This is a genomic window from Trichocoleus sp. FACHB-262, from assembly GCF_014696035.1.
Classification (GTDB): domain Bacteria; phylum Cyanobacteriota; class Cyanobacteriia; order FACHB-46; family FACHB-46; genus Trichocoleus.
Map to the genome: position 1 here is coordinate 199,960 of NZ_JACJPK010000072.1, position 22,107 is coordinate 222,066.

General features: G+C 48.6%; 22 protein-coding genes. 14 read left to right on the forward strand and 8 right to left on the reverse strand.

The features are described from left to right. The first annotated feature begins 504 nt into the window (after positions 1-504). Positions 505-702: a hypothetical protein gene (locus tag H6F68_RS14175; protein ID WP_190553566.1), complete on the forward strand. Its 198-nt coding sequence runs from the start codon at positions 505-507 to the stop codon at positions 700-702. 33 nt (positions 703-735) lie between these two features. Here the strand turns inward: H6F68_RS14175 and H6F68_RS28715 are convergent, their stop codons facing one another. Further along, positions 736-984 (reverse strand): hypothetical protein, encoded by a 249-nt coding sequence (locus tag H6F68_RS28715; RefSeq protein ID WP_206755527.1) that lies wholly within the window; start codon positions 982-984, stop codon positions 736-738. On the opposite strand from H6F68_RS28715, the gene H6F68_RS14180 reads away from it, so the two are divergent. From H6F68_RS14180 to H6F68_RS14190, 3 genes are all read left to right on the forward strand, one after another. Next, a complete protein-coding gene (locus H6F68_RS14180) occupies positions 977-2,800 on the forward strand; it encodes a hypothetical protein (protein WP_206755528.1) in 1,824 nt (607 codons plus the stop codon). The two genes, H6F68_RS28715 and H6F68_RS14180, sit on opposite strands and share 8 nt — an antisense overlap. Positions 2,801-2,834: 34 nt before the next feature. Next, positions 2,835-3,293 (forward strand): DUF2358 domain-containing protein, encoded by a 459-nt coding sequence (locus H6F68_RS14185; protein ID WP_242065502.1) that lies wholly within the window; start codon positions 2,835-2,837, stop codon positions 3,291-3,293. A 122-nt stretch (positions 3,294-3,415) separates the two neighbouring features. Next, positions 3,416-3,565 (forward strand): metallothionein, encoded by a 150-nt coding sequence (locus tag H6F68_RS14190; protein WP_313930136.1) that lies wholly within the window; start codon positions 3,416-3,418, stop codon positions 3,563-3,565. Positions 3,566-3,674: 109 nt separating this feature from the next. On the opposite strand, the gene hemL is transcribed toward H6F68_RS14190, so the two are convergent. Beyond that, positions 3,675-4,973 (reverse strand): glutamate-1-semialdehyde 2,1-aminomutase, encoded by a 1,299-nt coding sequence (gene hemL, locus H6F68_RS14195; protein WP_190559902.1) that lies wholly within the window; start codon positions 4,971-4,973, stop codon positions 3,675-3,677. A gap of 348 nt (positions 4,974-5,321) precedes the next feature. On the opposite strand from hemL, the gene hisIE reads away from it, so the two are divergent. Continuing rightward, positions 5,322-5,972, forward strand: a complete 651-nt coding sequence (gene hisIE / locus H6F68_RS14200; protein ID WP_190559904.1) for a bifunctional phosphoribosyl-AMP cyclohydrolase/phosphoribosyl-ATP diphosphatase HisIE — start codon at positions 5,322-5,324, stop codon at positions 5,970-5,972. A 107-nt stretch (positions 5,973-6,079) separates the two neighbouring features. Here the strand turns inward: hisIE and H6F68_RS14205 are convergent, their stop codons facing one another. Beyond that, positions 6,080-7,321, reverse strand: a complete 1,242-nt coding sequence (locus H6F68_RS14205; protein ID WP_190560130.1) for an MFS transporter — start codon at positions 7,319-7,321, stop codon at positions 6,080-6,082. A 288-nt stretch (positions 7,322-7,609) separates the two neighbouring features. Here H6F68_RS14205 and H6F68_RS14210 point away from each other — a divergent pair, with 288 nt between their 5' ends. From H6F68_RS14210 to aroF, 7 genes are all read left to right on the forward strand, one after another. Then, positions 7,610-8,356, forward strand: coding sequence for a sucrose-phosphate phosphatase (locus tag H6F68_RS14210; protein ID WP_190559907.1), 747 nt, complete (start codon positions 7,610-7,612; stop codon positions 8,354-8,356). Between the two features lie 14 nt (positions 8,357-8,370). Continuing rightward, the gene (gene ruvA / locus H6F68_RS14215) at positions 8,371-8,997 is read left to right on the forward strand and encodes a Holliday junction branch migration protein RuvA (protein ID WP_190559909.1); all 627 of its coding nucleotides are present in this window, start codon (positions 8,371-8,373) and stop codon (positions 8,995-8,997) included. A 121-nt stretch (positions 8,998-9,118) separates the two neighbouring features. Next, positions 9,119-10,789 carry an alpha-amylase family glycosyl hydrolase gene (locus H6F68_RS14220; RefSeq protein ID WP_190559910.1) on the forward strand — a complete coding sequence of 557 codons (1,671 nt, stop codon included), beginning with the start codon at positions 9,119-9,121 and terminating at the stop codon, positions 10,787-10,789. A 242-nt stretch (positions 10,790-11,031) separates the two neighbouring features. Next, complete coding sequence (locus tag H6F68_RS14225; RefSeq protein WP_190559911.1) at positions 11,032-12,687, forward strand: alpha-amylase family glycosyl hydrolase; 1,656 nt, start codon at positions 11,032-11,034, stop codon at positions 12,685-12,687. A gap of 159 nt (positions 12,688-12,846) precedes the next feature. Beyond that, positions 12,847-13,116 (forward strand): 30S ribosomal protein S15, encoded by a 270-nt coding sequence (rpsO, locus tag H6F68_RS14230; protein ID WP_190434841.1) that lies wholly within the window; start codon positions 12,847-12,849, stop codon positions 13,114-13,116. 13 nt (positions 13,117-13,129) lie between these two features. Then, positions 13,130-13,609, forward strand: a complete 480-nt coding sequence (locus H6F68_RS14235; protein WP_190559912.1) for a PAM68 family protein — start codon at positions 13,130-13,132, stop codon at positions 13,607-13,609. A 138-nt stretch (positions 13,610-13,747) separates the two neighbouring features. Further along, positions 13,748-14,806: a 3-deoxy-7-phosphoheptulonate synthase gene (gene aroF, locus H6F68_RS14240; protein ID WP_190559913.1), complete on the forward strand. Its 1,059-nt coding sequence runs from the start codon at positions 13,748-13,750 to the stop codon at positions 14,804-14,806. A 101-nt stretch (positions 14,807-14,907) separates the two neighbouring features. Here aroF and H6F68_RS14245 read toward each other — a convergent pair whose 3' ends face one another. Together H6F68_RS14245 and H6F68_RS14250 are read right to left on the reverse strand one after the other, a co-directional pair. Further along, complete coding sequence (locus H6F68_RS14245; RefSeq protein WP_190559914.1) at positions 14,908-15,963, reverse strand: pentapeptide repeat-containing protein; 1,056 nt, start codon at positions 15,961-15,963, stop codon at positions 14,908-14,910. Then, complete coding sequence (locus H6F68_RS14250; protein ID WP_190559915.1) at positions 15,947-16,360, reverse strand: hypothetical protein; 414 nt, start codon at positions 16,358-16,360, stop codon at positions 15,947-15,949. The genes H6F68_RS14245 and H6F68_RS14250 overlap by 17 nt, the downstream gene beginning before the upstream one ends. 132 nt (positions 16,361-16,492) lie before the next feature. On the opposite strand from H6F68_RS14250, the gene H6F68_RS14255 reads away from it, so the two are divergent. Next, positions 16,493-17,206 carry a hypothetical protein gene (locus tag H6F68_RS14255; RefSeq protein ID WP_190559916.1) on the forward strand — a complete coding sequence of 238 codons (714 nt, stop codon included), beginning with the start codon at positions 16,493-16,495 and terminating at the stop codon, positions 17,204-17,206. A 306-nt stretch (positions 17,207-17,512) separates the two neighbouring features. Then, positions 17,513-18,778: an enhanced intracellular survival protein Eis gene (gene eis / locus H6F68_RS14260; RefSeq protein WP_190559917.1), complete on the forward strand. Its 1,266-nt coding sequence runs from the start codon at positions 17,513-17,515 to the stop codon at positions 18,776-18,778. 10 nt (positions 18,779-18,788) lie between these two features. Here the strand turns inward: eis and H6F68_RS14265 are convergent, their stop codons facing one another. The 3 genes from H6F68_RS14265 to H6F68_RS14275 form a co-directional block, all read right to left on the reverse strand. Further along, a complete protein-coding gene (locus tag H6F68_RS14265; RefSeq protein ID WP_199300082.1) occupies positions 18,789-20,087 on the reverse strand; it encodes a hypothetical protein in 1,299 nt (432 codons plus the stop codon). A gap of 119 nt (positions 20,088-20,206) precedes the next feature. Beyond that, positions 20,207-21,337, reverse strand: coding sequence for a HetZ-related protein 2 (locus H6F68_RS14270; protein WP_190559918.1), 1,131 nt, complete (start codon positions 21,335-21,337; stop codon positions 20,207-20,209). 295 nt (positions 21,338-21,632) lie between these two features. Then, a complete protein-coding gene (locus H6F68_RS14275) occupies positions 21,633-21,929 on the reverse strand; it encodes a hypothetical protein (RefSeq protein ID WP_190434866.1) in 297 nt (98 codons plus the stop codon). Positions 21,930-22,107: the final 178 nt, after the last annotated feature.

Sequence of the window (22,107 nt, forward strand, 5' to 3'; positions counted from 1 at the left end):
ATTTCATCTAGCCTAGTCAGATAGCTCAAGTTCGCTCTGCAATCAGGCGCAAAAACCAGCAGATTTTGGTTCAGACAGCCTCAATCTCTTATCAGGACCGACAAGAGTGAAGCGATCGCCGAACGCGGTTAAATCATGTAGCAATGGCATGAGCGAGCAACAGGAAACAAAATTTGACTCAGGCTGAAACACAGGGAACTTTAATCTGGGCCAAGCTATAGCAGCTTGACTTTGGCGTGAAGTTTAGCTGAACTCTAAGGGCATATTGTACAGCTTTGTTACCGTATAAATACATAAGAAAAAGAATTTTTCTCATGCTCGATCGCGAAGCAAGCTAGGAAAGTAACTTGATACTATTAGCCATCCTTAAGTCAAGTTTTGCTGTATAAACTAATACCTAAGAATTGGAGATTGCTTTTTAGAAACTTTACGTCTCCTCCGTAATTGAGCGATCGCTGATTGGTTCTCTATGTAAGCACTGAATTTATGGAGGGGACAGCAACGATGCAAGTGCAAGCTCTCGAATGCCCCAAGTGCAGCAAGAAAGCAGTAGTTCAGCGCACCAGCGATCTTTATCTGTGCTTATCTTGCGACTTCAAGCGCGATTTGTCCAAGTCAGCGCCTTCTAAGTCAGACAACGATCTGTCTCTGATGTTGATGACGCTGCTAACGGCGCTCTTAATTGCACTGATCATTATTTAAGTAAGCGTAAGTAAGGGGCGATCGCTCTTCGCATCAACCTGGAGACCGTGCCAAGATAATGGCAGTTTTGCGGGCTAGAGGATAGATGAAAGGGCTGAGTAAGGTTTCATCCTGGATAGCGATCGCCTCACTTGCTTTGGGAGGGTTGGCTTGTCGGGCGACTACGCCCCCAACTGTCAGTCCTTCCACAGTTGGTTCTAAAGTATCTGAGCTGACTCTCAATGCTACGCCTGCACCAGGAACAACAAAACTAGTAGCGGCTGAGAATAGCGGTTTGCCCATCCAGCCCATTCCAGTTGAGCGTCGGCTGCGGAATCCTTGGCCGTCAGAGTGGGAGCAGGAATTCCAGCAGCGAGCCCAACAGGTCATTGCTTTTTATCAAGGGAAGAAGTACGGCAACAATAAAGGCGAAAACGAGAAGCGGTCTTACCCTTACGCCATGTTCGATTTTTTGGCGGGAAATCGAGACCCAGCGATCGCCTTTTTACAAAGCGAAGACAAGCAAGCCAAAGATAACCAGCACACGGCAGGCATTGACTATTACTATTCCTTCACGCTGAAAGGCCAGATGCGAAAATATTTTCTGTTTGGTCAATTTCTCGATCCTGCTTACAAACAGCGAATGCTTGAGGGTGCTAAGAACTGGACCAAGCAAGACCCAAATCGTCGCCCACATCCCATTTATGGCAAAGGCGATGACAGCAAGCAAGGTTGGGGTCCAGAGGTGCGGGGTAGTTGGGTAGATAACCGCAACACTGACAATCTCCGAGCCATGCGCGAAATTTCTGTGTACTTAATGGCAGAAGAGACGGGTAATGAGACCGTGCGTCGCTTATACAAGCAAAAGCTGCATCGCTATGTTTCGGCTCTTTACCACATTGGCATGGGAGAGTGGGACTCAGAGAATTATCACGGCCACACATTGGCAGCGTACCTGAATCTCTATGATTTTGCCAAAGATACAGAAGTCAAACAATTGGCCAAGGCAGCTTTGGATTGGCTCTCGGCTACTGGAGCTGTGAAGTACTACCACGGCGGATTTGGTGGACCCAGCAAGCGAGATTATGGCAAAGGAAATGTGGTGTTTGGCTCTAGCGCGGCTAGGTTACTGTGGCTGTACTTCGGAGATGCCACTCTCCGTAATCCTGAACCAGAGCGGGACTCAATTCATGTAATCACTAGCGCTTACCGTCCTCCTGAGGCCGTGGTGAATCTAGCCCGGAAACAGTTTGCTAAACCGAAAGAATTGCTGATCACGCATCCTACTTACGAAAATTGGAAACCTGGTCGATCTGACCAACCTGCTTATTGGGAAACCACTTTCTTCGGCCAAACCTATCAACTAGGAAGCGTGGTGTCTTCCTTTAAAGATGGCGATGTGGGGCCGTTCAAGTTAATGGCACAGAACTCTCAACGCGGCGTGGATTATTTTGTGGCAAATACGGATGGCGATCGCGTGCAGCCTGGCAAGAATCGGGGCGACCAAATCGGTCAGTACCGCAATCTGATGATTTGGTTGCGTCCTGCTTCAGATACACCGTTTTTCTTTCAAGTGCCCAAATCTGCCAAAGCAGAGGTTGAAGATGGCGTTTGGTTTTTCCAATTTGAAAATACCTGGCTAGCCGTTTCTCCGATTAATCTTCAGCCTTACGAGGAAGTGCCGATCGCGAACAAAAAAACCGCTGAGCTTTATCGGCAAGAACGCACGCTGAAGTCTGTACCAGGCGATAGTGCTTATACAGGCTTCACCTTAGAAGTCGGGGAACCTGCAACTCACGGTCATTACCAACAATTTAAGCAAGCCGTCAAAAATAAGAGCCAATTGAATTTGAGCCGTTTGCCCCAAGGAACGGTCCAGTTGCGAGGGGTTACTGGAGAAACTCTAGAGCTAAGGCACAATCCCCAAAATGAGTTACCAACCGTAGTCCGTAATGGCGCGGTTTACGACTGGGAACAGCACTTTGATCTCTACAAACCGACAGAAGGGAACGGTCCGATTTCTCTAGGTTGGAAACAAGGTAGGCTACGAGTGGTAGCGGGTAATTCCACCTTTGAAACCCAGGTTGAGGCAGCGGACACCCTAGAGGTTGCACCATAGGTTGAATAAGAGTTGTTGAGGAGAGGGAAACAGATTGCAGACGCAGGAGTATCAAGCTCAGGTAGAGCAGGTAATGCAAACGTTGAGAAATGATTTGCCGACTTTGTTTGAGCGAGACATTTCCTACAACATCTACACTCAAGACATCTTGTTCCAAGATCCAGTAAATCGGTTTAAGGGTAAGTTCAACTACCGCATCATTTTCTGGACTCTACGATTTCACGGGCAACTCTTTTTTACCGAACTCTTTTTTGATTTACACGACGTCTCACACCCTGCTTCTGATGTGGTGCTAGCAACCTGGACAGTACGGGGTAAATTGCGAGTACCTTGGAACGCCAATATTTTCTTCAACGGCTACTCAACCTATAAGCTCACGCCCAAAGGGTTGATCTACGAGCACATCGATACTTGGGACCGTAAACCGAGCGAGATTTTGCGGCAGTTCCTCCCTGAAAAGAGTTCGTCTGAGAACAGCGATCGCAGCGCTTAGGAACTCATCACATCAAGCGATCGCCCCAAATTTCTATCTTTCAGCCAATATCTGAATATATGTTCATCTGTTAAAGTAGCTTAGAACTAGTAAAGGTAAATTCTATGACTGCTGTGTCCCAAATGAAGTGTGCCTGCGATTCCTGCCTGTGTATTGTTTCTCCCAACGAGCAAGCAGTGCAAAAAGATGGCAAATACTATTGCAGTGATGCTTGTGCAAGTGGGCACTCTAATGGAGAAGGTTGTGGTCATACAGGTTGCGATTGCAACTAGGACTCAAACTCGAGCAATTCCTACAAAAAGAACCCGCTGGTGCCAAGACTAGCGGGTTTTTTCATGAATATGCGATCGCACTTAAAAATCGCTACAGTTTAACGCCATCTTAAAGGCTAGACAGTACATCTCGTGCTGCTTCCAAGGTGCGATCGATATCAGCATCGGTGTGCGCCAAAGAAGTAAAGCCTGCTTCAAATTGCGAAGGTGCTAAGTAAACGCCCCGCTCTAGCATGCCGCGATGGAAACGGCTGAACTTGGTGAGGTCGCACTTCTTGGCATCTTCGTAATTGTGAACAGGGCCTTCGGTAAAGAAGAAGCCGAACATACCGCTGATGCTGCCACCGCAAGCTGCATGACCTGTTTCTTGAGCAATTTGCAGCAGACCTTCCACCAGCTTCTTGGTGACGCGATCGAGATGCTCGTAACTGCCAGGTTGACGCAGCAACTCCAAAGTTTTGATGCCAGCGGTCATTGCCAAGGGGTTACCAGAAAGGGTGCCAGCTTGGTACATAGGGCCAGAAGGCGCAACCATCGCCATAATGTCGCGACGACCGCCATAAGCACCCACTGGTAGACCACCGCCAATTACCTTACCCATTGTGGTCAGGTCGGGAGTGATGCCGAATTTTTGCTGAGCGCCGCCGTAGGAAATCCGGAAGCCAGTCATAACTTCGTCGAACACGAGCAAGGCACCGTGCTCTTGAGTGATTTCGCGTAAACCCGCTAAGAAACCCGCATCGGGAGGAATGAAACCCGCATTGCCGACGACAGGCTCTAGAATGACGCCAGCGATTTGGTCAGGATTCTCGGCGAATAGGGCTTTAACAGCATCAAGGTCGTTGTAGGGAGCCGTCAAGGTGTTGGCAGTGGTGGACTTAGGGACACCCGGAGAGTCAGGTAAGCCAAGGGTCGCAACACCCGAACCCGCCTTGACCAAGAACATATCGGCGTGGCCGTGGTAGCAGCCTTCAAACTTAACGATCTTCTCCCGTCCGGTGAAAGCCCGCATCAAGCGCAACACGGACATGCAAGCTTCGGTACCAGAGTTGACGAAGCGCACCATTTCCACGCTGGGAACGGCATCAATCACCATTTCAGCCAGAATATTTTCTAGTGCTGAGGGAGCACCGAAGCTAGTGCCTTTCTCTAGGACTTCGTGCAGGGCTTTGTTGACTTCAGGGTGGGAATGCCCACAAATGGCTGGCCCCCAGCTACCCACATAGTCAATGTATTGGTTGCCATCTACGTCCCAAGCGTAGGCTCCTTGGACGCGATCGAAAACGATGGGCTGACCACCCACAGATTTGAAGGCACGCACTGGAGAGCTAACGCCTCCTGGCATTAGTTTTTGAGCAGCTGCGAAAATTTCCTCTGACTTAGTGGTTTTAAGTGTCGTGACAACCAAGGTTCTCTCCTGATGTTTTTCTTAACTTTAAAGTCTGACCTAAAACTGGAGTTTCCACGGGTGTAGAGCTAGAGAGTGGAAAGCTGCTCCCTCCAACCCAAAGACTTTGTACTGGTTCAATATCCACCGCTGGACAGGCGTGAACTGTGCGGCCAGAAGCTATGCTAGTCAATTATCCCATTTCTAGGAGCCGCATGACTTCCTTCGCTACGAATTAGGAAGTGCATGCAAGCTGTTTCTGTAACGATCGCCCAACATTTTGCTGGAACTAGAAGTTCGGTCGCGATCGCGCGATGATATCTTAGACGGGTTAACGTTGCGCCAACCTCCGCTGAGATTTCTGAAGTTATGTCTGCTCCTGAATCAACTGCCTTTCGTCAAGCTATCCCTATAGACCAAATTCGCTACAACGAGCAGGGATTAGTGCCCGCCATCATCCAAGACTACCTGGATGGCACGGTCTTGATGATGGCTTGGATGAATCGGGAGTCCTTGCAGAAAACCCTAGAAACGGGCGAAACCTGTTTTTGGAGCCGTTCTCGCGCTGAGTTTTGGCATAAAGGTGAAACTTCTGGTCATACCCAAAAGGTGCGATCGCTGCGCTATGACTGCGATAGTGATGCGTTGTTGGTCAGCGTGGAGCAAATTGGCGATATTGCTTGCCACACCGGAGAGCGCAGTTGCTTCCATCAAGTCGATGGTGGCATCACGCCGCCGCCCGCCGATACGCTGTCCCAAGTGTTTAGTGTGATTAGCGATCGCCGCGACAACCCCAGCCCCGACTCCTACACCTGCAAACTCTTGGCGGGTGGCGACAACAAAATTCTCAAGAAAATCGGTGAAGAATCGGCAGAAGTGGTGATGGCCTTTAAGGATGACGATGCTGAAGCGATCGCCGGAGAAGTAGCTGATTTGTTCTATCACACCCTAGTAGCCCTAGCCCACCACAAAGTAGACATCAAAGCCGTATACCGCAAACTGCAAGAACGCCGCCGCTAAATCCTCTCTCAATTCACCAAACACGTAGGGTGTGTTAGGCGCAGCCATAATGCACAGTCCCCAACAGTCAAGGTGCGTATTCTGACGCTTACACACCCTATATTTTGCTATGAAGGGCGAGGCATGATTCGTTGCAGATATTGCAGAATCAACAGAGCAACGCCAATGCTTAAAGCCAAGCCCAACCAAAAACTGTAAGCCACAAACTTGGACTGATCCAGTGCCCAACCGCCCAAGGGAGGGCCGATAAAATAGCCGATCGCCCAGCATTGCGAATTAATTGAGAGATACACGCCCCGTAGGGATTCTGGAGCTAGATCCACTACCAGTGAAGAAGCGGCAGGCGTGTATGCCACATTAGCGATCGCCAAAACTGCCAAACTCAACCCAGCCCAGAACCATTGGCCGTTAGCTGCGGCACCTGTAGCCCACACCAACACAAAGCCGACCGCCCAAATCAGAGCCGAAATCATCAAGGCATGGGGACGGCTAAAACGATTCAGCCAACGAGCAGCAGGAAGTTGGCAGAGCACAGATAAAACTAAGTGGGCCGTAAACAAAGCGCTAATTTCTTTCGGAGCAAACCCTTGGCCCGTATTGCCGACTGAGACGAAGTTGCTAAAGTACAGCGGCATCGTGCTTTGGATTTGGGAGACATAGGTGGTGAACAGAATATTGACCAACGCATAGACCAGCAAAGCGCGATCGCGTAGAGCTACACTCCAACCTTTTAGCCACTGCTGAGGCTCGTTTTTGGGTTTAACGGTTTCAGCGATCGCCACATAAACCACACCCAAGAAGACCACAAAGGAAATGCCATCCAGGATAAATAACGTGCGATAAGCACCCGTAGCACTAATCAAAACTCCTCCAAGTATCACGCCCAAACCTAAGCCCAAGCTATCAGCCAACCGAGTCAAGGCGTAAGCTTCATTGCGTTGGTCTGGAGTGGTCAGATCGGCCACGACCGCTTCGGTGGCAGGCCAGTACAGGCCCAAGCCTAGCCCCATCAGCAGATTGCCAATGACAAAAATAGGGAAGTTGGTGGTTGCAGCCAAGACAAAAGAAGCGATCGCTGAAACCAGCGCCGACAGCAGCAAGGTTCGTCGCCTGCCGAACTGTGGAGAGTCACTCAAAGAGCCACTCGCAAGTCGCCCTAAAACACCAGAAATGGAGGCGCTACCTAAACCCAAACCAACAGCTGCTGCCGACAAATGCACTTGATTGACAAAAAAAATAGGGGCGTAAAATAGGGTAAAACCGCTGCCCACTTGAGAGAGCAATCGACCAAAGACCAGAATCCAAACTTGGGCGTTGAACTGGGGCAGCCAAGGAAATCGCGAATTGATGGGACTCTCTCCTGCTAATTAAATCTAAGTCAAGCCAATCTCAGCGATCGCAAAAGCACCATCAGCCATCGAGCGATCGTAGGTCGTTGCTCACTACTTCTTGCAATATTGCAGCTTCATCCCAGCTTAGAATCTCCCATTTTAAGGACATCTATTGACGAGATTTAGGCTTGTTCCAAATGGTTTGAGCGATCGCAGCCTTCCAATCATGATTCTTCCTGAAGAGGAAGCGATTTCCAGCAAGCTCCCCTTAAACTTTTCATGGAGTGACCGGAGCGTAAAGAAGCTGTGACGCAATTTCTATTTGTAACCGACCTGGACAATACTCTAGTAGGAGATGCCGCCGCCCTCCAAGTGTTGAACCAAAAGCTAGCCCAGCATCGCCAAGAGCATGGCACCAAAATTGTTTATAGTACCGGGCGATCGCTGTCGTCTTACCAAGAACTCAAAGCCGAACAGCAATTGCTAGAGCCAGATGCCCTGGTTGTGGCAGTAGGCACCGAAATTTACTACAAGGGCCGTGAAACCCCAGATGCGACTTGGTCAGATAAACTTTCGCATCAGTGGGATCGAGCGGTGGTGATAGCAACAGGGGCACATTTTGCCGATTTAGTGCCTCAGCCTGAGCCAGAACAGCGTCCCTTCAAGGTGAGTTATTTCTTGACGGAGAAAGCCGCCGTTGAAGTTTTACCGCAAATCGAAGCTTTGTTAAAGGGACGTGGCTTAGAAGTGAAGCTGATTTACAGCAGTGGCAAAGACTTTGATATTTTGCCTCGCCAAGCGGACAAAGGCATGGCAATGGCATTTTTGCGGCAAACCTGGGGGATTGACTCTGCCCAAACTGTGGTGTGTGGCGATTCTGGCAATGATTGTGCTTTGTTCTCGGTGGAGAAGGAGCGGGGGATTATTGTCGGTAATGCCCAACCGGAAATGTTGGCGTGGCACGAAGCCAATCCATTCGAGCACCACTACTTAGCCAAAGCTCACTGTGCGGGCGGTATTCTGGAAGGTCTGAACTACTTCGGCTTTCTCTAAACTTTTGCTAAACGATGATTGGTTATCTCAAGGGCACCGTCGCCAGCATCCAAAAAAATCCCAGCAATCGGGTTACTCTCACCCTAGACGTGAATCAGGTGGGATACGACATCCAAGTGGTCCCCCGCTTAATTCAACAATTACCGGACTTAGGAGAGCCTGTCCAGATCTTCACGCATTTACAGGTGCGAGAAGATCAAATGATTTTGTTTGGCTTTGGCACCGCCGCTGAGCGGGATTTGTTTCGGCAACTGGTCAGCGTCAGCGGTATTGGCCCTCAGCTCGCCGTAGCGCTTCTAGACAAAATGGGGCTGCAAGACTTAGTGCAGGCGATCGTTTCTGGCAATACCAAAGCTTTAGCGCGTACCCCTGGTGTGGGAGCCAAAACCGCAGAACGCATTGCCTTAGAACTAAAAACGAAGCTAGCCGAGTGGCGGCAACATGCAGGGTTGTCCAGCTTGCCCTCGGCTGGCCCCACGCCGGAAATTCAGGAAGATGTAGAAATGACGCTGCTGGCTTTGGGCTACACCAGCGACGAGATTATGCAAGCGCTGCAAGCCGTAGGGCAAAATACTAGCTTGGCAAAAAATTCTGAACCCGATGCCTGGATTCGAGAAGCGATCGCCTGGCTTAGCCAATAGAAAACCACTCTTCTGGTCGCTGTCTGTGCTCCTGGAGACTGATGTGGTTGCTGAGCGAAAAAATTCACAATTGGTAATAAAGCTCTCAGCAATTTCAATTTCCGTTTTCTAAAGGATAGCTATGGTAAGCCCTATTGAGTTCAGCTTATTTGCTCCCCGCGTTGAGAAAGTGGCACTCATCGGATCGTTCTCAGACTGGCAGGAGACGTCGATGACTAAGGGAGAAGATGGCTACTATCGGGCCTCTGTAGACTTGGAAGACGGAGTTTATCAATACAAATTTCGGGTGCTGTCCAAGACTGAGTACTTGCACGGTCAGTGGCTCGATGTGAACGATCCCTACGCCACCGAAATCGACCTCAATACTCAAAATGGCATGATGCGCGTCAAAGATGGGGAAAAGGTCAGCACCTTCTACGAATGGCAGCACGATGATAAACCCTTACCTGCCAACGAAGAACTTGTCATTTATGAGATGCACATTGCAGATTTCGTCGGTGAAATTGAAGGGGTGACGTTGGGGCAGTATTTTCTCGCTGCGATCGCCAAACTAGACTACTTGGTTGAGCTAGGCATCAACGCGATCGAACTTATGCCTGTGACGGAGTACACCGGAAATTACCGCTGGGGCTACTTGGTGCGTTATTTCTTCGCCCCTGAGTCCAGCTACGGTAATCCAGAAGACTTGAAAAAATTTATTGATGAGTGCCATGCGCGCGGCATTCGGGTCTTGATCGATGGCATCTATAACCACTCAGACGGGGAAAGCCCGCTCCTCAAGATCGATCGCGACTACTGGTACTACCACGACATGCACTATCCAGATGACCCAGACAACTTCTGGGGGCCAGAGTTTAACTACGATGGCTACGATGAAACCCTGGACATCAAACCAGCCTGGAAGTTTATTGGCGATGTCGTGCGCTATTGGGTGCAGGAGTACCACATTGACGGCATTCGCTACGATGCGATTCGCCAGTTGGGGAACTACGACTTTTTGTTCTGGCTAACCCAGGAAGCCACGAAAGCCGCAGGCAACAAACCTTTTTACAACATTGCTGAGCATATTCCAGAGGCCATTTGCGTCACAGAACCGGATGGCCCATTTGAAGGCTGCTGGCACGAAAGCTTCCGTATCTTTGCGATCGAGCATATTTGCAGCGATAGGTTTGATTTAGCCAAATTGAAAGAAGCCTTGGATGGTAAGTTCCAAGGTTTTGCGGGTGCCACTTCTGTCGTGAATTATCTCGCCAGCCACGATCGCGAACGCACTCTAACTGAGTTGGGCGATCGCGGCATTTTTGACGAAGCGGCCTTCCAACGGGCCAGGTTAGGCGCAGTCTTGCTGATGACCGCAATGGGTCTGCCGATGATTTGGATGGGCGACGAGTTTGGTGAGTACAAGCGCAAAACTGAAACGACCACTCAGCCAAACAAATTGCAGTGGCATTTACTAGAACAAAACTTTAACCAAGACTTACTCAAGTACTATCAAAAGCTCATTGCTCTACGGAAAAAGATTCCAGCGCTACAAACTAGAAATGTTAATTTCTTCTACGAACATATCGAGAATCAAATATTAGCTTACGTGCGCTGGAATGACATGGGTTCTAGAGTCGTGGTTGTCGCTAATTTTTCTGATCAATCCTTCCCAGAATATCAAATTCCCGATTTTCCAGAAGATGGCAATTGGTATGAATGGTTAAGCGATCGCCAATACCAAGTAGAAAATGCTTGCCTCACTACTGAACTCAAAGATTTTGCAGCGAAAGTATTTATCTACCAGCCTTAAAAGCTGCTTTAATTCGCCTATTTCCTGAAACCAACCACGCCTGTTGCTTGTAGGGGCACCCACAAGAGGTGCCCGGTTTGTTCTCATGCCTCAATTTTCATCAGATTGCGATCGCTCCCATCCTAAAGACATAAATCAAAGTCAAGCAGACCTGTGATTGTCCTTACCCTAGCGGGATGATTTAATTCAGAAAGAAATCAGAGAATCGTCCTAGATTCAACTCAACTGCTTTCAAAAGTTTTATGTCAAGCCCTATTGAATTTAATTTATTCGCTCCCTATAACGAAGGTGCTGCTTTAGTCGGGTCTTTTTCCGATTGGAAAGAGATCCCCATGCAAAAAGACAAAGATGGTTTTTTCCGCACCAAAGTTGAACTAAAAGATGGAGTTTATCAATATAAATTTCGGGTGCAATCAAAAAGCTGGTTTTTTGAACCCGACCAGTGGGTAGATGTCAATGACCCTTACGCTACCGATATTGATAACCCCACTCAAAACGGTGTGGTGCGGATCAAAGATGGGGAAAGAATTGTCGATACTTATGTGTGGCAACATGACGACAAACCCTTGCCGCCCGACCATGAACTAGTCATTTACGAAATGCACGTGGGCGACTTTTCTGGTGGTGAAGACGATCCCCACGCTCGTGGCAAATACAAGCACGTGATTGAGAAGTTAGACTACCTGTGCGATCTAGGCATTAACGCGATCGAATTGATGCCTGTCAAAGAGTATCCAGGTGACCATAGCTGGGGCTACAACCCCCGTTATTTCTTCGCGACAGAATCTAGTTATGGCACCACCGAGGAGCTAAAGCGCCTGATCGATGAATGTCATGGCCGTGGCATTCGCGTGATCATGGATGGGATCTATAACCACTCCGAAGCTGAAAGCCCCCTGACTCAAATCGATCACGACTATTGGTATCACCACGAACCCCGTGACCCCGACAACAACTGGGGACCAGAATTTAACTACGAGCACTACGACGAAAACCTAGACACCTATCCCGCTCGGCGGTTTGCGGGTGATACTGTTCGCTTCTGGACACAGGAATACCATATTGATGGCGTTCGCTACGATGCCGCCCGCCAAATCGCCAACTACGACTTTATGCATTGGCTGGTGCAAGAGGCGAAACAAGCCGCAGGTAGCAAACCGTTTTACAACATTGCCGAGCATATTCCAGAAAACCCCAGCATCACCAACATCGATGGCCCGATGGATGGCTGCTGGCACGATAGTTTCTATCACTGCGTTTTAGAGCATATTTGTGGCGACACCTTTGACCTAGAGAGGCTCAAAGATGTAATTGACGCTAGACGGCAAGGCTTCATGGGAGCTACCAACATCGTCAATTACCTCACCAACCACGACCACAACCACATCCTGGCCGAGCTGGGCGATCGCGAAATTTTCGATGAAGAAGCCTTCAAGCGCGCCAAACTAGGGGCAGTGCTGCTGATGACGGCAATGGGCGTGCCACTGGTTTGGATGGGTGAAGAGTTTGGTGAGTACAAATACAAAACTGTTGACCAAGCCAAGATCGAATGGCCCTTGCTAGGAAATGACTTGAATCGCAGCTTGTGGGATTACTACAAAGGCTTGATTCAACTCCGCAAGAGCAATCACGCCCTGTATACCGAAAATGTCGATTTCTTCCACGAGAACCCAGAAGCCAAAGTTCTAGCCTATACCCGCTGGAATGATGAAGGTTCTAGAGTGGCTGTTGTTGCCAACTTCTCTGACCAATTTTTGGCAGGTTATCAGGTGCCCAACTTCCCAGCCGATGGCACTTGGCATGAGTGGACCAGAGACTACGATGTAGAGTCGGGCGACCACAACCTCATCGTTGATTTGGGTAGCTACGAAGCTCAAGTCTTCGTTTGGCAATCCTAAGGTTTTGTTCAAAGCTCCTCTCCTCTTGGGAGAGGGGTTTGGGGAGAAGTTCGGGTTTTATTATATTCTGTGCTCCTTAGCAGTTTTACTCTTGGAGTCCAGCATCCTTGTGGTAGGATGGTAGACTGCTGAACTTATGATTAGGAAGTAACTGCATCCATGGCCCTGCTGCAAGAGCGTAAGCACGAAATCATTTCTGACTACCAGGTTCACGAGACTGACACTGGTTCTGCTGATGTCCAAGTTGCCATGCTCACAGAGCGGATCAACAAACTGAGTGACCACCTGAAGACCAACAAAAAAGACCACGCCTCTCGTCGTGGTCTCTTGAAAATGATTGGTCATCGTAAGCAGTTGCTCGCTTACATCCTGAAACAAGATCAGGGACGTTATAGAGCTTTGATCGGTCGGCTAGGCATTCGCGGTTAGAGGGTAAGCGGTTATGGCTCCTGAATCTGACGATCGAGCACGCCTACCTTTTGAACCTACTAAAAATCGTAAAAAAGCTGTCAAAACAGAAAGCTCTAAACCTCAACCAGTTTTGAAGCAAGAGAGCCAACCTAAGGCCAGTACGCAAAAATCCTCTCAGCAGGAAATGGCGATTCCGGATGTAGTCAGCAAGCGTATGGCTCGTCGGATGGCTTTTTTCTGTGGCATCCCTACGAGTTTAGGGATGGCTACATTTTTTGCGGCTTATTGGGTTGTCAGCCACGACTGGATCAAACTGCCCAACGTAGTCGTTGTACTAGTGAGCATGGGCTTTTTTGGTCTAGGAGTTTTGGGACTGACCTATGGGGTACTCTCAGCCTCTTGGGACGAAGAAGCACCAGGTAGCTTACTAGGAGCCTCAGAGTTTGCTATCAACTGGGGCCGCATGACCGGAGCGTGGCGCTCTGCGAAACAGCAAAAAGATTCGCCTTGAGTTTTTCGAGGCGAATTTTTCTTGGCGATCGCTTAATTCAATCCAGTCAGACCCACAAGCCATTCGGTTATCGCTATCCTGAAACATAGGATAGTTCGTCAAGTCTAATCGCTCTCTTCTAAGCATGAGGACTTCAGCATGATTGTGGTTATGAAGAGCGGCTCGCCGGAAGCCGAGGTTGCTCGTATTACCCAAGAACTCACAACTTGGGGTCTGACACCAGAAAAGATCGTTGGGAAACACAAAGTTGTCGTGGGTCTAGTGGGTGAAACAGTTGACTTAGACCCATTACAAATCCAAGAAATTAGCCCTTGGATCGAACAAGTTTTACGAGTTGAGCAACCGTTTAAGCGAGCTAGCCGCGAGTACCGCCACGGAGAAGCGAGCGATGTTGTCGTTTCTACACCGAATGGTCCCGTCCATTTTGGTGAGCATCACCCGGTCGTGGTTGTGGCTGGCCCTTGCTCAGTTGAAAACGAAGAAATGATTGTGGAAACGGCGCGGCGGGTGAAAGCGGCAGGCGCACATTTTCTACGAGGCGGTGCCTACAAACCTCGGACTTCACCCTATGCCTTCCAGGGTCACGGGGAAAGCGCTCTGAATCTGCTGACCGCAGCTCGTGATGCCAGTGGCTTGGGAATCATCACCGAAGTCATGGACGCGGCTGATTTGGACAAGATTGCCGAAGTGGCAGATGTGGTGCAAGTGGGTGCCCGCAACATGCAAAACTTCTCGCTCTTAAAGAAAGTGGGGGCTCAAGATAAGCCCGTGCTGCTGAAGCGGGGCATGTCTGCCACGATCGAAGAATGGTTGATGGCAGCCGAGTACATCTTGGCAGCAGGCAACCCAAATGTAATTCTGTGTGAGCGCGGCATTCGCACGTTCGATCGCCAATATGCCCGGAATACCTTGGATCTCTCGGTGCTGCCTGTGTTGCGATCGCTCACTCACCTACCGATCATGATTGACCCCAGCCACGGGACAGGCCGAGCCGAGTACGTCCCTTCAATGGCAATGGCGGCGATCGCAGGTGGCACTGACTCACTGATGATCGAAGTCCATCCCAATCCCAAGAAAGCCCTCTCGGATGGCCCTCAATCTCTCACACCCGATCGCTTTGACCAATTGATGAAAGAGCTAGCAGTAGTGGGTAACGCTGTGAATCGTTGGCCTCAATCCGCGGCAGCGATCGTTTAAAGCTCGGCAACTTTAATAAATCAAGGAAAGGAGGAGAGCTAATTCAAAACTCTTCTCCTTTTTTTGATCTTTTGAATAAATCAGTCTTGTGGTTTCATGTATTAACGTTCTATTAAAATCGGAACATCTGAGTCTGGTGAGTCCCGAAAGATAGCTCCACGGGCACATAAGTTTGCCTTATCTTCTTCCCTTAAGCCACGGTTATTTCCAAAGATTGCTCCTTCTACAACCATAAAAGTAAGTTCAGCTTCGCTCAGATCAGCGCCCGTAAGATTGGCATAGCTGAAAATGGTATTTAGAAGATTACTGCCACAAAGGTCAGCTCTATAAAGATTAGCCCCGTTAAGATTAGCTTCTTGAAGACTAGCTCCGCTAAGGTCAGCCCCCATTAAATTAGCTCCGCTAAGGTCAGCCCCCATTAAATTAGCTCCGCTAAGGTCAGCCAATAAAAAATTAGATTCGCTCAGATTAGCTTTACTAAAGTTCACTTCACTAAGGTGAGATCTGCTGAAGTTAACTTCCTTCAGGTCAGCATTACTAAAATTTGCTCCACCTAGATGTGCTCTGCTAAGAACAGCCTCGTTGAGATTAGCTCTGCTAAAATTAGCCTCGCTGAGATTAGCTCTGCTGAGGTTGGCACCAGCAAGGTTAGCCTCGCATAAGTTAGCTCTACTAAGGTATGAGTCTCGAAGATCTGCATACTGAAGATTTGCTCTGGTAAGATTGGTTTCCCGTAGATTAGCTCCACTTAGATTAGTATCAGAAAAATCCACTTCGGTAAGATCAGTTCTACGTAGGTTAGTTCCACTTAGATTAATTTCTAGAGTTGATTCTTGTCTCCAAGTATTCCATGCCCAAGTGCCTCGTTGGAGTATCTCTAGATGAACGTCTTTATGGGTTAGAGTTTGAGTATTTTGAGCTGATTCCTTAATTGACTCAGAAAGATCCTCGTTGATTTCTGGGGAGTAAAAGCTTGTCCTATACTCGTCCAAAGCAACAAACAAAATGCTAGAGAAAACATATATAGCTAGCCAAGAGGATGGTGGATAACCCTTGGTCACTAGTAATAGCAATATAAATCCTAAGAGAACAATTAATATCTGCTTGATCAATGATTGAAGCTTTAAAGCCGTTAGTATGTTAGGGCTTGTTCGCATACTTACCTCCCTTCTTAACAAGAAGTTGGTTAAGGTCTGTCAGAAAGCGACTGAGGATTCGACCTGCTAGAACGATCCACAAACAAAAATCTGAAGCCACAATAATGAAACATGCATAGCGATTCACTCCCCATGCGTTTTCTATCATACAAACATCAAACCCTGAAAACTCCTTGCGTAATATCCATTGTCCAATTAAGCTCGGAACCTGGAGTAGCAAACTAAGTGCAATCGCATCTCGTATAGATTCACAAAAAGTTTTCCATAAGTCCCCCATCACAGCCTTGCCAATAACATCAATAGGCTCAAAGATTACTGCCAGAGCTTTCTCGGCCTTTTCGCGTGGCGTCAGTTGCATTCTAGGTAAAGACGGTTTAGGGGGAATCTGTGAAGACATGAGGTCATACAAAAACTCTTCTTTAGTTTATCCTCACGTATATTTCTAAGTTTACAACAGCGATCTAAATTGCTTATTTAAACCTCTGGCATTTTTCAGGAAAACTAGAATTTTCACGGGTCGACCTTCAATATGACTAAGATAATAAAAGTAACTGATATTAAATGGGCTTTCAGCGAAATAATAAAATCCGATCCTGTTCAAGGGTTTATTAAAAACCTTTGTCTATTTGTTGGTGAGATTATTAGGAGTGATGAAATAGGGCTGATCGTTTGGCGAGGGCAATCAATCACAATGATTCGGATTCATGAAGTTAATTTTGAAACCAAGGAAAATAATTATGTTGAGTTAATAAACTTTAAGGATTCAAGATTAAAAGAAATGCTGACAGATCTTAAGTTGGATAGGATTCACCCTGCAATGATTGGTTCTGGATTTGAAATATTTTGCTATCGCCCTAAAATAGATAAGCCTTATCATCCTAAGATGTATCCCACGTACAATCGAGCCAGAGAAAAAGCAGCAAGAATATTAGATGGAATTTTCATAGTAGTAATGGCCCCAGACATGGATGCCCATGTTTCATTTGCTCAGGTTGATGAAAGAGCTTCTGTAAAGTTTTTCAAGAGAGCATCCAGGCAAGAGTTATACCGGGAGTCAATAGAGAGCCTTGCCACAGCTGTAGACAATTGGATACACGAATTTTACACAGATGATATTGGTTCTAAACAGTATAAAACCAAGAACCGATACCCTCTTGCTCCTAGACCTCTTGAAGGTTGTGAATTACACGTCATAACCTCCGATGATGATGGTAATATCATTGCCTACGAAACAGAGGTCTAAAGAATGTAGATATTTGCTTGAGTGCTTATAATTTAGCGTTTAATTCTATTTCATCCCCAAGTGAGTAAGATAGACAGAAAGTATCTGTAAAGCGTTTGAATTTGAATAGATATAGCACTTCCTAGATCTACTTCTAACGAGGTGATCGCTCTTTGTCTTAGTAAGTAAATGGTGAAAGCGATCGCCCCTTTTCTCAGGCCTCTCACCACTTCTCTAGTTACATTTCCTGAGAGAAAGCTTACGTTATGGGCAAATTTCTTGGTTGGAAAGATAACCTAGGGATGTAGCCTTCAGACTGGCTGAGTCATGACCACAAACCTGACCGGAATTACGCTGCGGCAAGCCGAAGAAACCGACCTACCTCAAGTCGTCAACTTAGACCGTTTAGCCTTTGCGCCCTTGCGATCGCCTGCCGAGATTGAACGCGATTGGTATGGTCAAGGGCTGAACCTACCGGGTCGCCAGCACATGCTTGCCGTGGATGACTTAAATGGGCAGGCCGTTGCAACCTATGCTCAGCTTGACCTCAGCGTCGTGCTGGAAGGGCAAGGGTTTACCACAGCGGGAGTAGCTGGGGTGGCGGTAGCTCCAGAGCGACGGGGCCAGCGAATTGCGCGGTTTATGTTGGAGCAAGGGGTACAAGAATGGCGATCGCAGCAAATACCCCTAGCGATGCTTTACCCCTTTCAGCACGGTTTCTATCGGCAGCTAGGCTGGGCTTGGGTGGGGCGGCTGCACCAATATACCGTGGCGGCAAAGCATCTACCGCTGTATCCAGAGCGGTTTGGTATGGTGCCCTACGACCCGAAACACCATCAACCAGCCCTGCAAGACGCATATCAACGCTCAGCTTTGCGGCGGAATGGGTGGTTGCAGCGGCAAGAGCTACAGTGGCAACCTCGCCTAAAGCCAGAACCCGGAAAAGAAATCTACTGTTATCAAGAAGCAGGCAAGCTGCTCGGCTACATCATTCTGCAATATGCGGCTGTGGATTCTCTTCCCGGTACGCTCTCTGTGGTGGTGCAAGAATGGGTGGCGCTAAACGCTGATGCTTACCGCGGCATTTTAGGTTTTCTCTCAGCGTTGCGGGACCAAGTGCACACCGTAGTTTGGAACACTTACCCAGAAGACCCGTTTCCCTATTTAGTGCGGGAACAGCACCGAGTTTTAGAGGTGAACCAAGCTCCCCGCCTCTATGGCTTTACCCATCGCTTTGGCGAGATTGGCGGGGGTTTTATGTGGCGCTTGGTGGATCTAACCACCGCTTTTCGGCTCCGCCCAGTCAAGCAGGGTTCTCCCTTTATCTTGACTTTCCAAGTCAGCGATCCAATCCTGGGCGACCAGACGATCACCGCCAACTTTACGGCAGAACGCATGCATCCCGTAGCTCAGCCTGTGCCAGCGGTGTTGAAAACCTCTGTGGAGCACCTGACAGAGTTGTTTTGTGGCTTGCGACGGGCGACTGAAATGGTTTGGACGCGAGAAATTGAGTACGAGGGCGATCGCGCTTTGCTGCAAAAGTTGGATGCCGCTTGGCAATGCACGCCTCCCTTCTGCTGGGACTACTTCTAACCCAGCGTTATTAAGCGTCTTCTTCTGACTCGTCCACAGCATTAGCTGCTTGGAAGGCATTCAAATTCTTGAGTTGCTGATCGACACTTTGTAGAAGCTGATTCAGAGCAGGCAAAGCGTCTAGGGGCGTACCATTCAAGCTCAAATCCGTTTGGGTGCGATCGCGAATTTCATCCAACTTGCGCTGCAATTGCTGAGCAATACCCAAAGCATCTCGGCTGAGGTTAGCTAATTGCTGCTGCTGATAAAACTTTAAGGCTGCCCCTCGTAAAACCTGTAGTGTGGCTTCTTCTCCATAGGTACCAGGCATGACCCGAAACCGTAACAGGAGACGAGACTGTTGATACAGGCGCTCGACTTCTTCCTGCCTCGGCTTCTCGACAGGAATCATGGGCAGGTTTGTCAGCCGCTTTAGTTCGTTGATCACGCCTTGGAAGACAGCAGCAGGCAAATTTTCCAAAACGGATTGCAGAACCCCATTTTGGCTCCACAGAATCCGTCCCTGATGTTGCTGTCGCTCAAAATAAAGCCGACCAATTCCACCCACCAAAACTCGCCCTAGCAGTTCATCCAGCAAATTCTTGGGCGGCAGGGCGGTGAGTACCTCAATCGAGCTAGATAAATGTTGTGGGTGCACGTCTAAGACTGGCAGCGCTGGAACAGCAGACGTTGGAGGCACCTCTGGAGGCGCAGAAATCTCTGAGGCAGGGCTCGGCTTGGTAGAATTAGCGACTGGTTTGGTAGACGCAGGTTTGCTAGGGCTAGGAGATGTGACGGCTGGTGCCATGAACTCAGTTTCGTCTGTTTTGAGTCCAGGAATATCTAGCCTTTCGGGGCTGTCCACCACTAGGGTTGGTTGGTTGTTGCGCTCTGACGGATCGGTGGGGCGAGGTTTGGAGGTGGAGCTAGGCGTAGAAGGTTGAGCGAGCCTAGGAGCCGCTTTCTGCGACTTCTGCTTCTGCTGGTCTGCGTGGCTGAGATAAGCAGAGAGCATTTTCTGATGAGTTTCTGAGGAGATGGAGCGAGGGACCAATGAGCAGTTGATATAAGCTAAAATCCTGCGGACATAGTCTAAAGCGGCTGTATCCTCTAAATTCACCATGCCTAAGTTCATGCGGCTCCCTTCTACGGATAAAGGCAGCACTTGGTGATAGAGACAAGCCTCAAAAGGGAGCAGGCTATCAATCAACTGAAACATTTGCGCGGAGTCCAGCCAAGCCATACCGTCGCTTTGAGTTGACGATAGAGAGGGATGATTACCAGGGCTGGTGTCCTGACGCCCGCCGCGATCGCCTAAGGGAGACGCCATAGAAACTCATTAAACTTGATTACCTACTATCCTAATCGGGCCAGTCATTAAAATCCCGGATTAAGCTCAGCAGATTCAACCAGATTGTGTAAAGAACTTCAGCAGTTACCGCAGTTATTTCAAGAGGCACTACGGAGTTCTTGAGCCGCCAGATAAAGCTTGCTCCATTCCCCCATGACTTGATTGGTCTTCAAGTTCAAGTCACCTGCGATCGCTTCTAGGGTGCAGCCTTCCCGAAGACGGTCCAACAGTTGGCGTTGCTCTGGAGTGAGTTTATCGACATATTGCTGCCACTGCTCCGGCGTTAAACCCAGGCTGTGTTCTTGCAGCGAAGTCTCTAGCCAATTCGCCACTAATTCCGGTTCATTTTTCAGCGCGAAAACCCGGATGGCGTGATAACTGATTTTCTCTCGCAATCGATAAACTTGCTTGATCGGCAAATCTAGGGTTCGAGCGATCGCTTCTTGCGAGTGGCCTTGGAGATAAAGCTGTAGCCAACGGGCTGCATCTGGTTCTACTTTTTCCGCCAAGTATTGCTCAAAAGACTGCTTCACCGCAGTGCGGGCCATTTGCTGCTCTTCCCAGGCTTGCTCGTCTTGGTATTGGGTGACTGCCTGATTGTCGAGCAAGCTGACGGGGTTTTCGGCTTCATCGGGGGTGATTTCTTCCGAAACTAGCCGCACTAAATCGCCACTGGGAACTTGAGTCATGCCACCGCGTTGAGAGCGACGCAAGTAGTTAACAAAGCGATAGACGAGCAACGGTTGATTGCGGATGGGTCGGAGGCAGTACTCCTCAACACTGGCTAAGAGCAAGTTATTCCGCATCCGGGAGTCTGAGGTGCATTGAGCAATCCAAGTGACTTGCTGTTGCATGTAGCCATCACTTTGCAACAGTTCCTGAATCACTTCCTGCAACACATCGACGACAGAGCGTTGGCGATCGCGGCTGAGTGCGACCCAAGTCTTAATCTTGTTACGAATGAGAAATAAGCTACTAAGGCGCTGAATGAGCTTACGGTAAGCCCGCTCTGGCCCTACACCCAGATAGCGCTGCTGCAAAATGCGATAGCGATAATCCATTGCTTGCTGAACAATCGCGAGTTGGTCAGAAGTTAACGTGTCAAAACGCGCTAAATCCTCTCCCATCAGCCAACGGATAATACTTTCCCGATGCGCCACAGATTGCTCTGAGCAGTCTGTTTCAAGTTGCGATCGCCAGTCGTTTGCCAGTTTGTCTGCCAGTCTCATTGGAGTTGCGATCCTTTTAGTCCCTACCTATAGAGTTTGTGGCCAACCCTTCCGCTTGGCCCTCACCCACATGGGTAAAAATATCGCTTACTAATACGTAAATTTACGTTACTTAAGCTCAAGTGTCGGGGCATCGTTAACTTTATGTCTGCCATTAGTGTTGGTTTACACCTCGAAACCTGTACCAGACTCCGTACCAGACAACCAGGTTTCGTGATTGCTTTGGATGACTATAGCAATCCCAAATGAGGATGACTAGCCGCAGGCAGTAGCTCCGAGAGCGGCTGATAGTAGCCTAATAGTCACTATTATCGCTGCTGTCATCAATCGAAATAACCAAACGTTCCAATGCCTCAGTAAGGTGATTCAATCGCTCCAGGGAATGGTTTTGAGTTTCAGCCAACGTCTGCACAGCATCGCTCAAAGCAAAGATTTGGTATCCCTGTTGCTGCACCTGTTGAGATTGTTGTTGTACCTGAACTGCTAAAGCATCTACACGCTCCGCCAAGCGGTCAATGGTCTCGGTGGTCACTAGTACAGCTTCACCAATTTGCTGAATAATCGATTCTAAGCGGCTTACTCTTACTTCCACGCCTCAGAGTCCTTATCATCAGATTGCAGTTTGAGCCAAAACCTAGTTTCCTAGGCCTGAGTTAGCGTTTGCACCCTAAAGTCGTAAACTCTTAGCTGTTAGTTGTCAAGGCATCACTGCTCTCTGAAGCTAGCTTTTCGGGCTGTACAGCCATATTCCAGCGTACAAAGGTATCAAG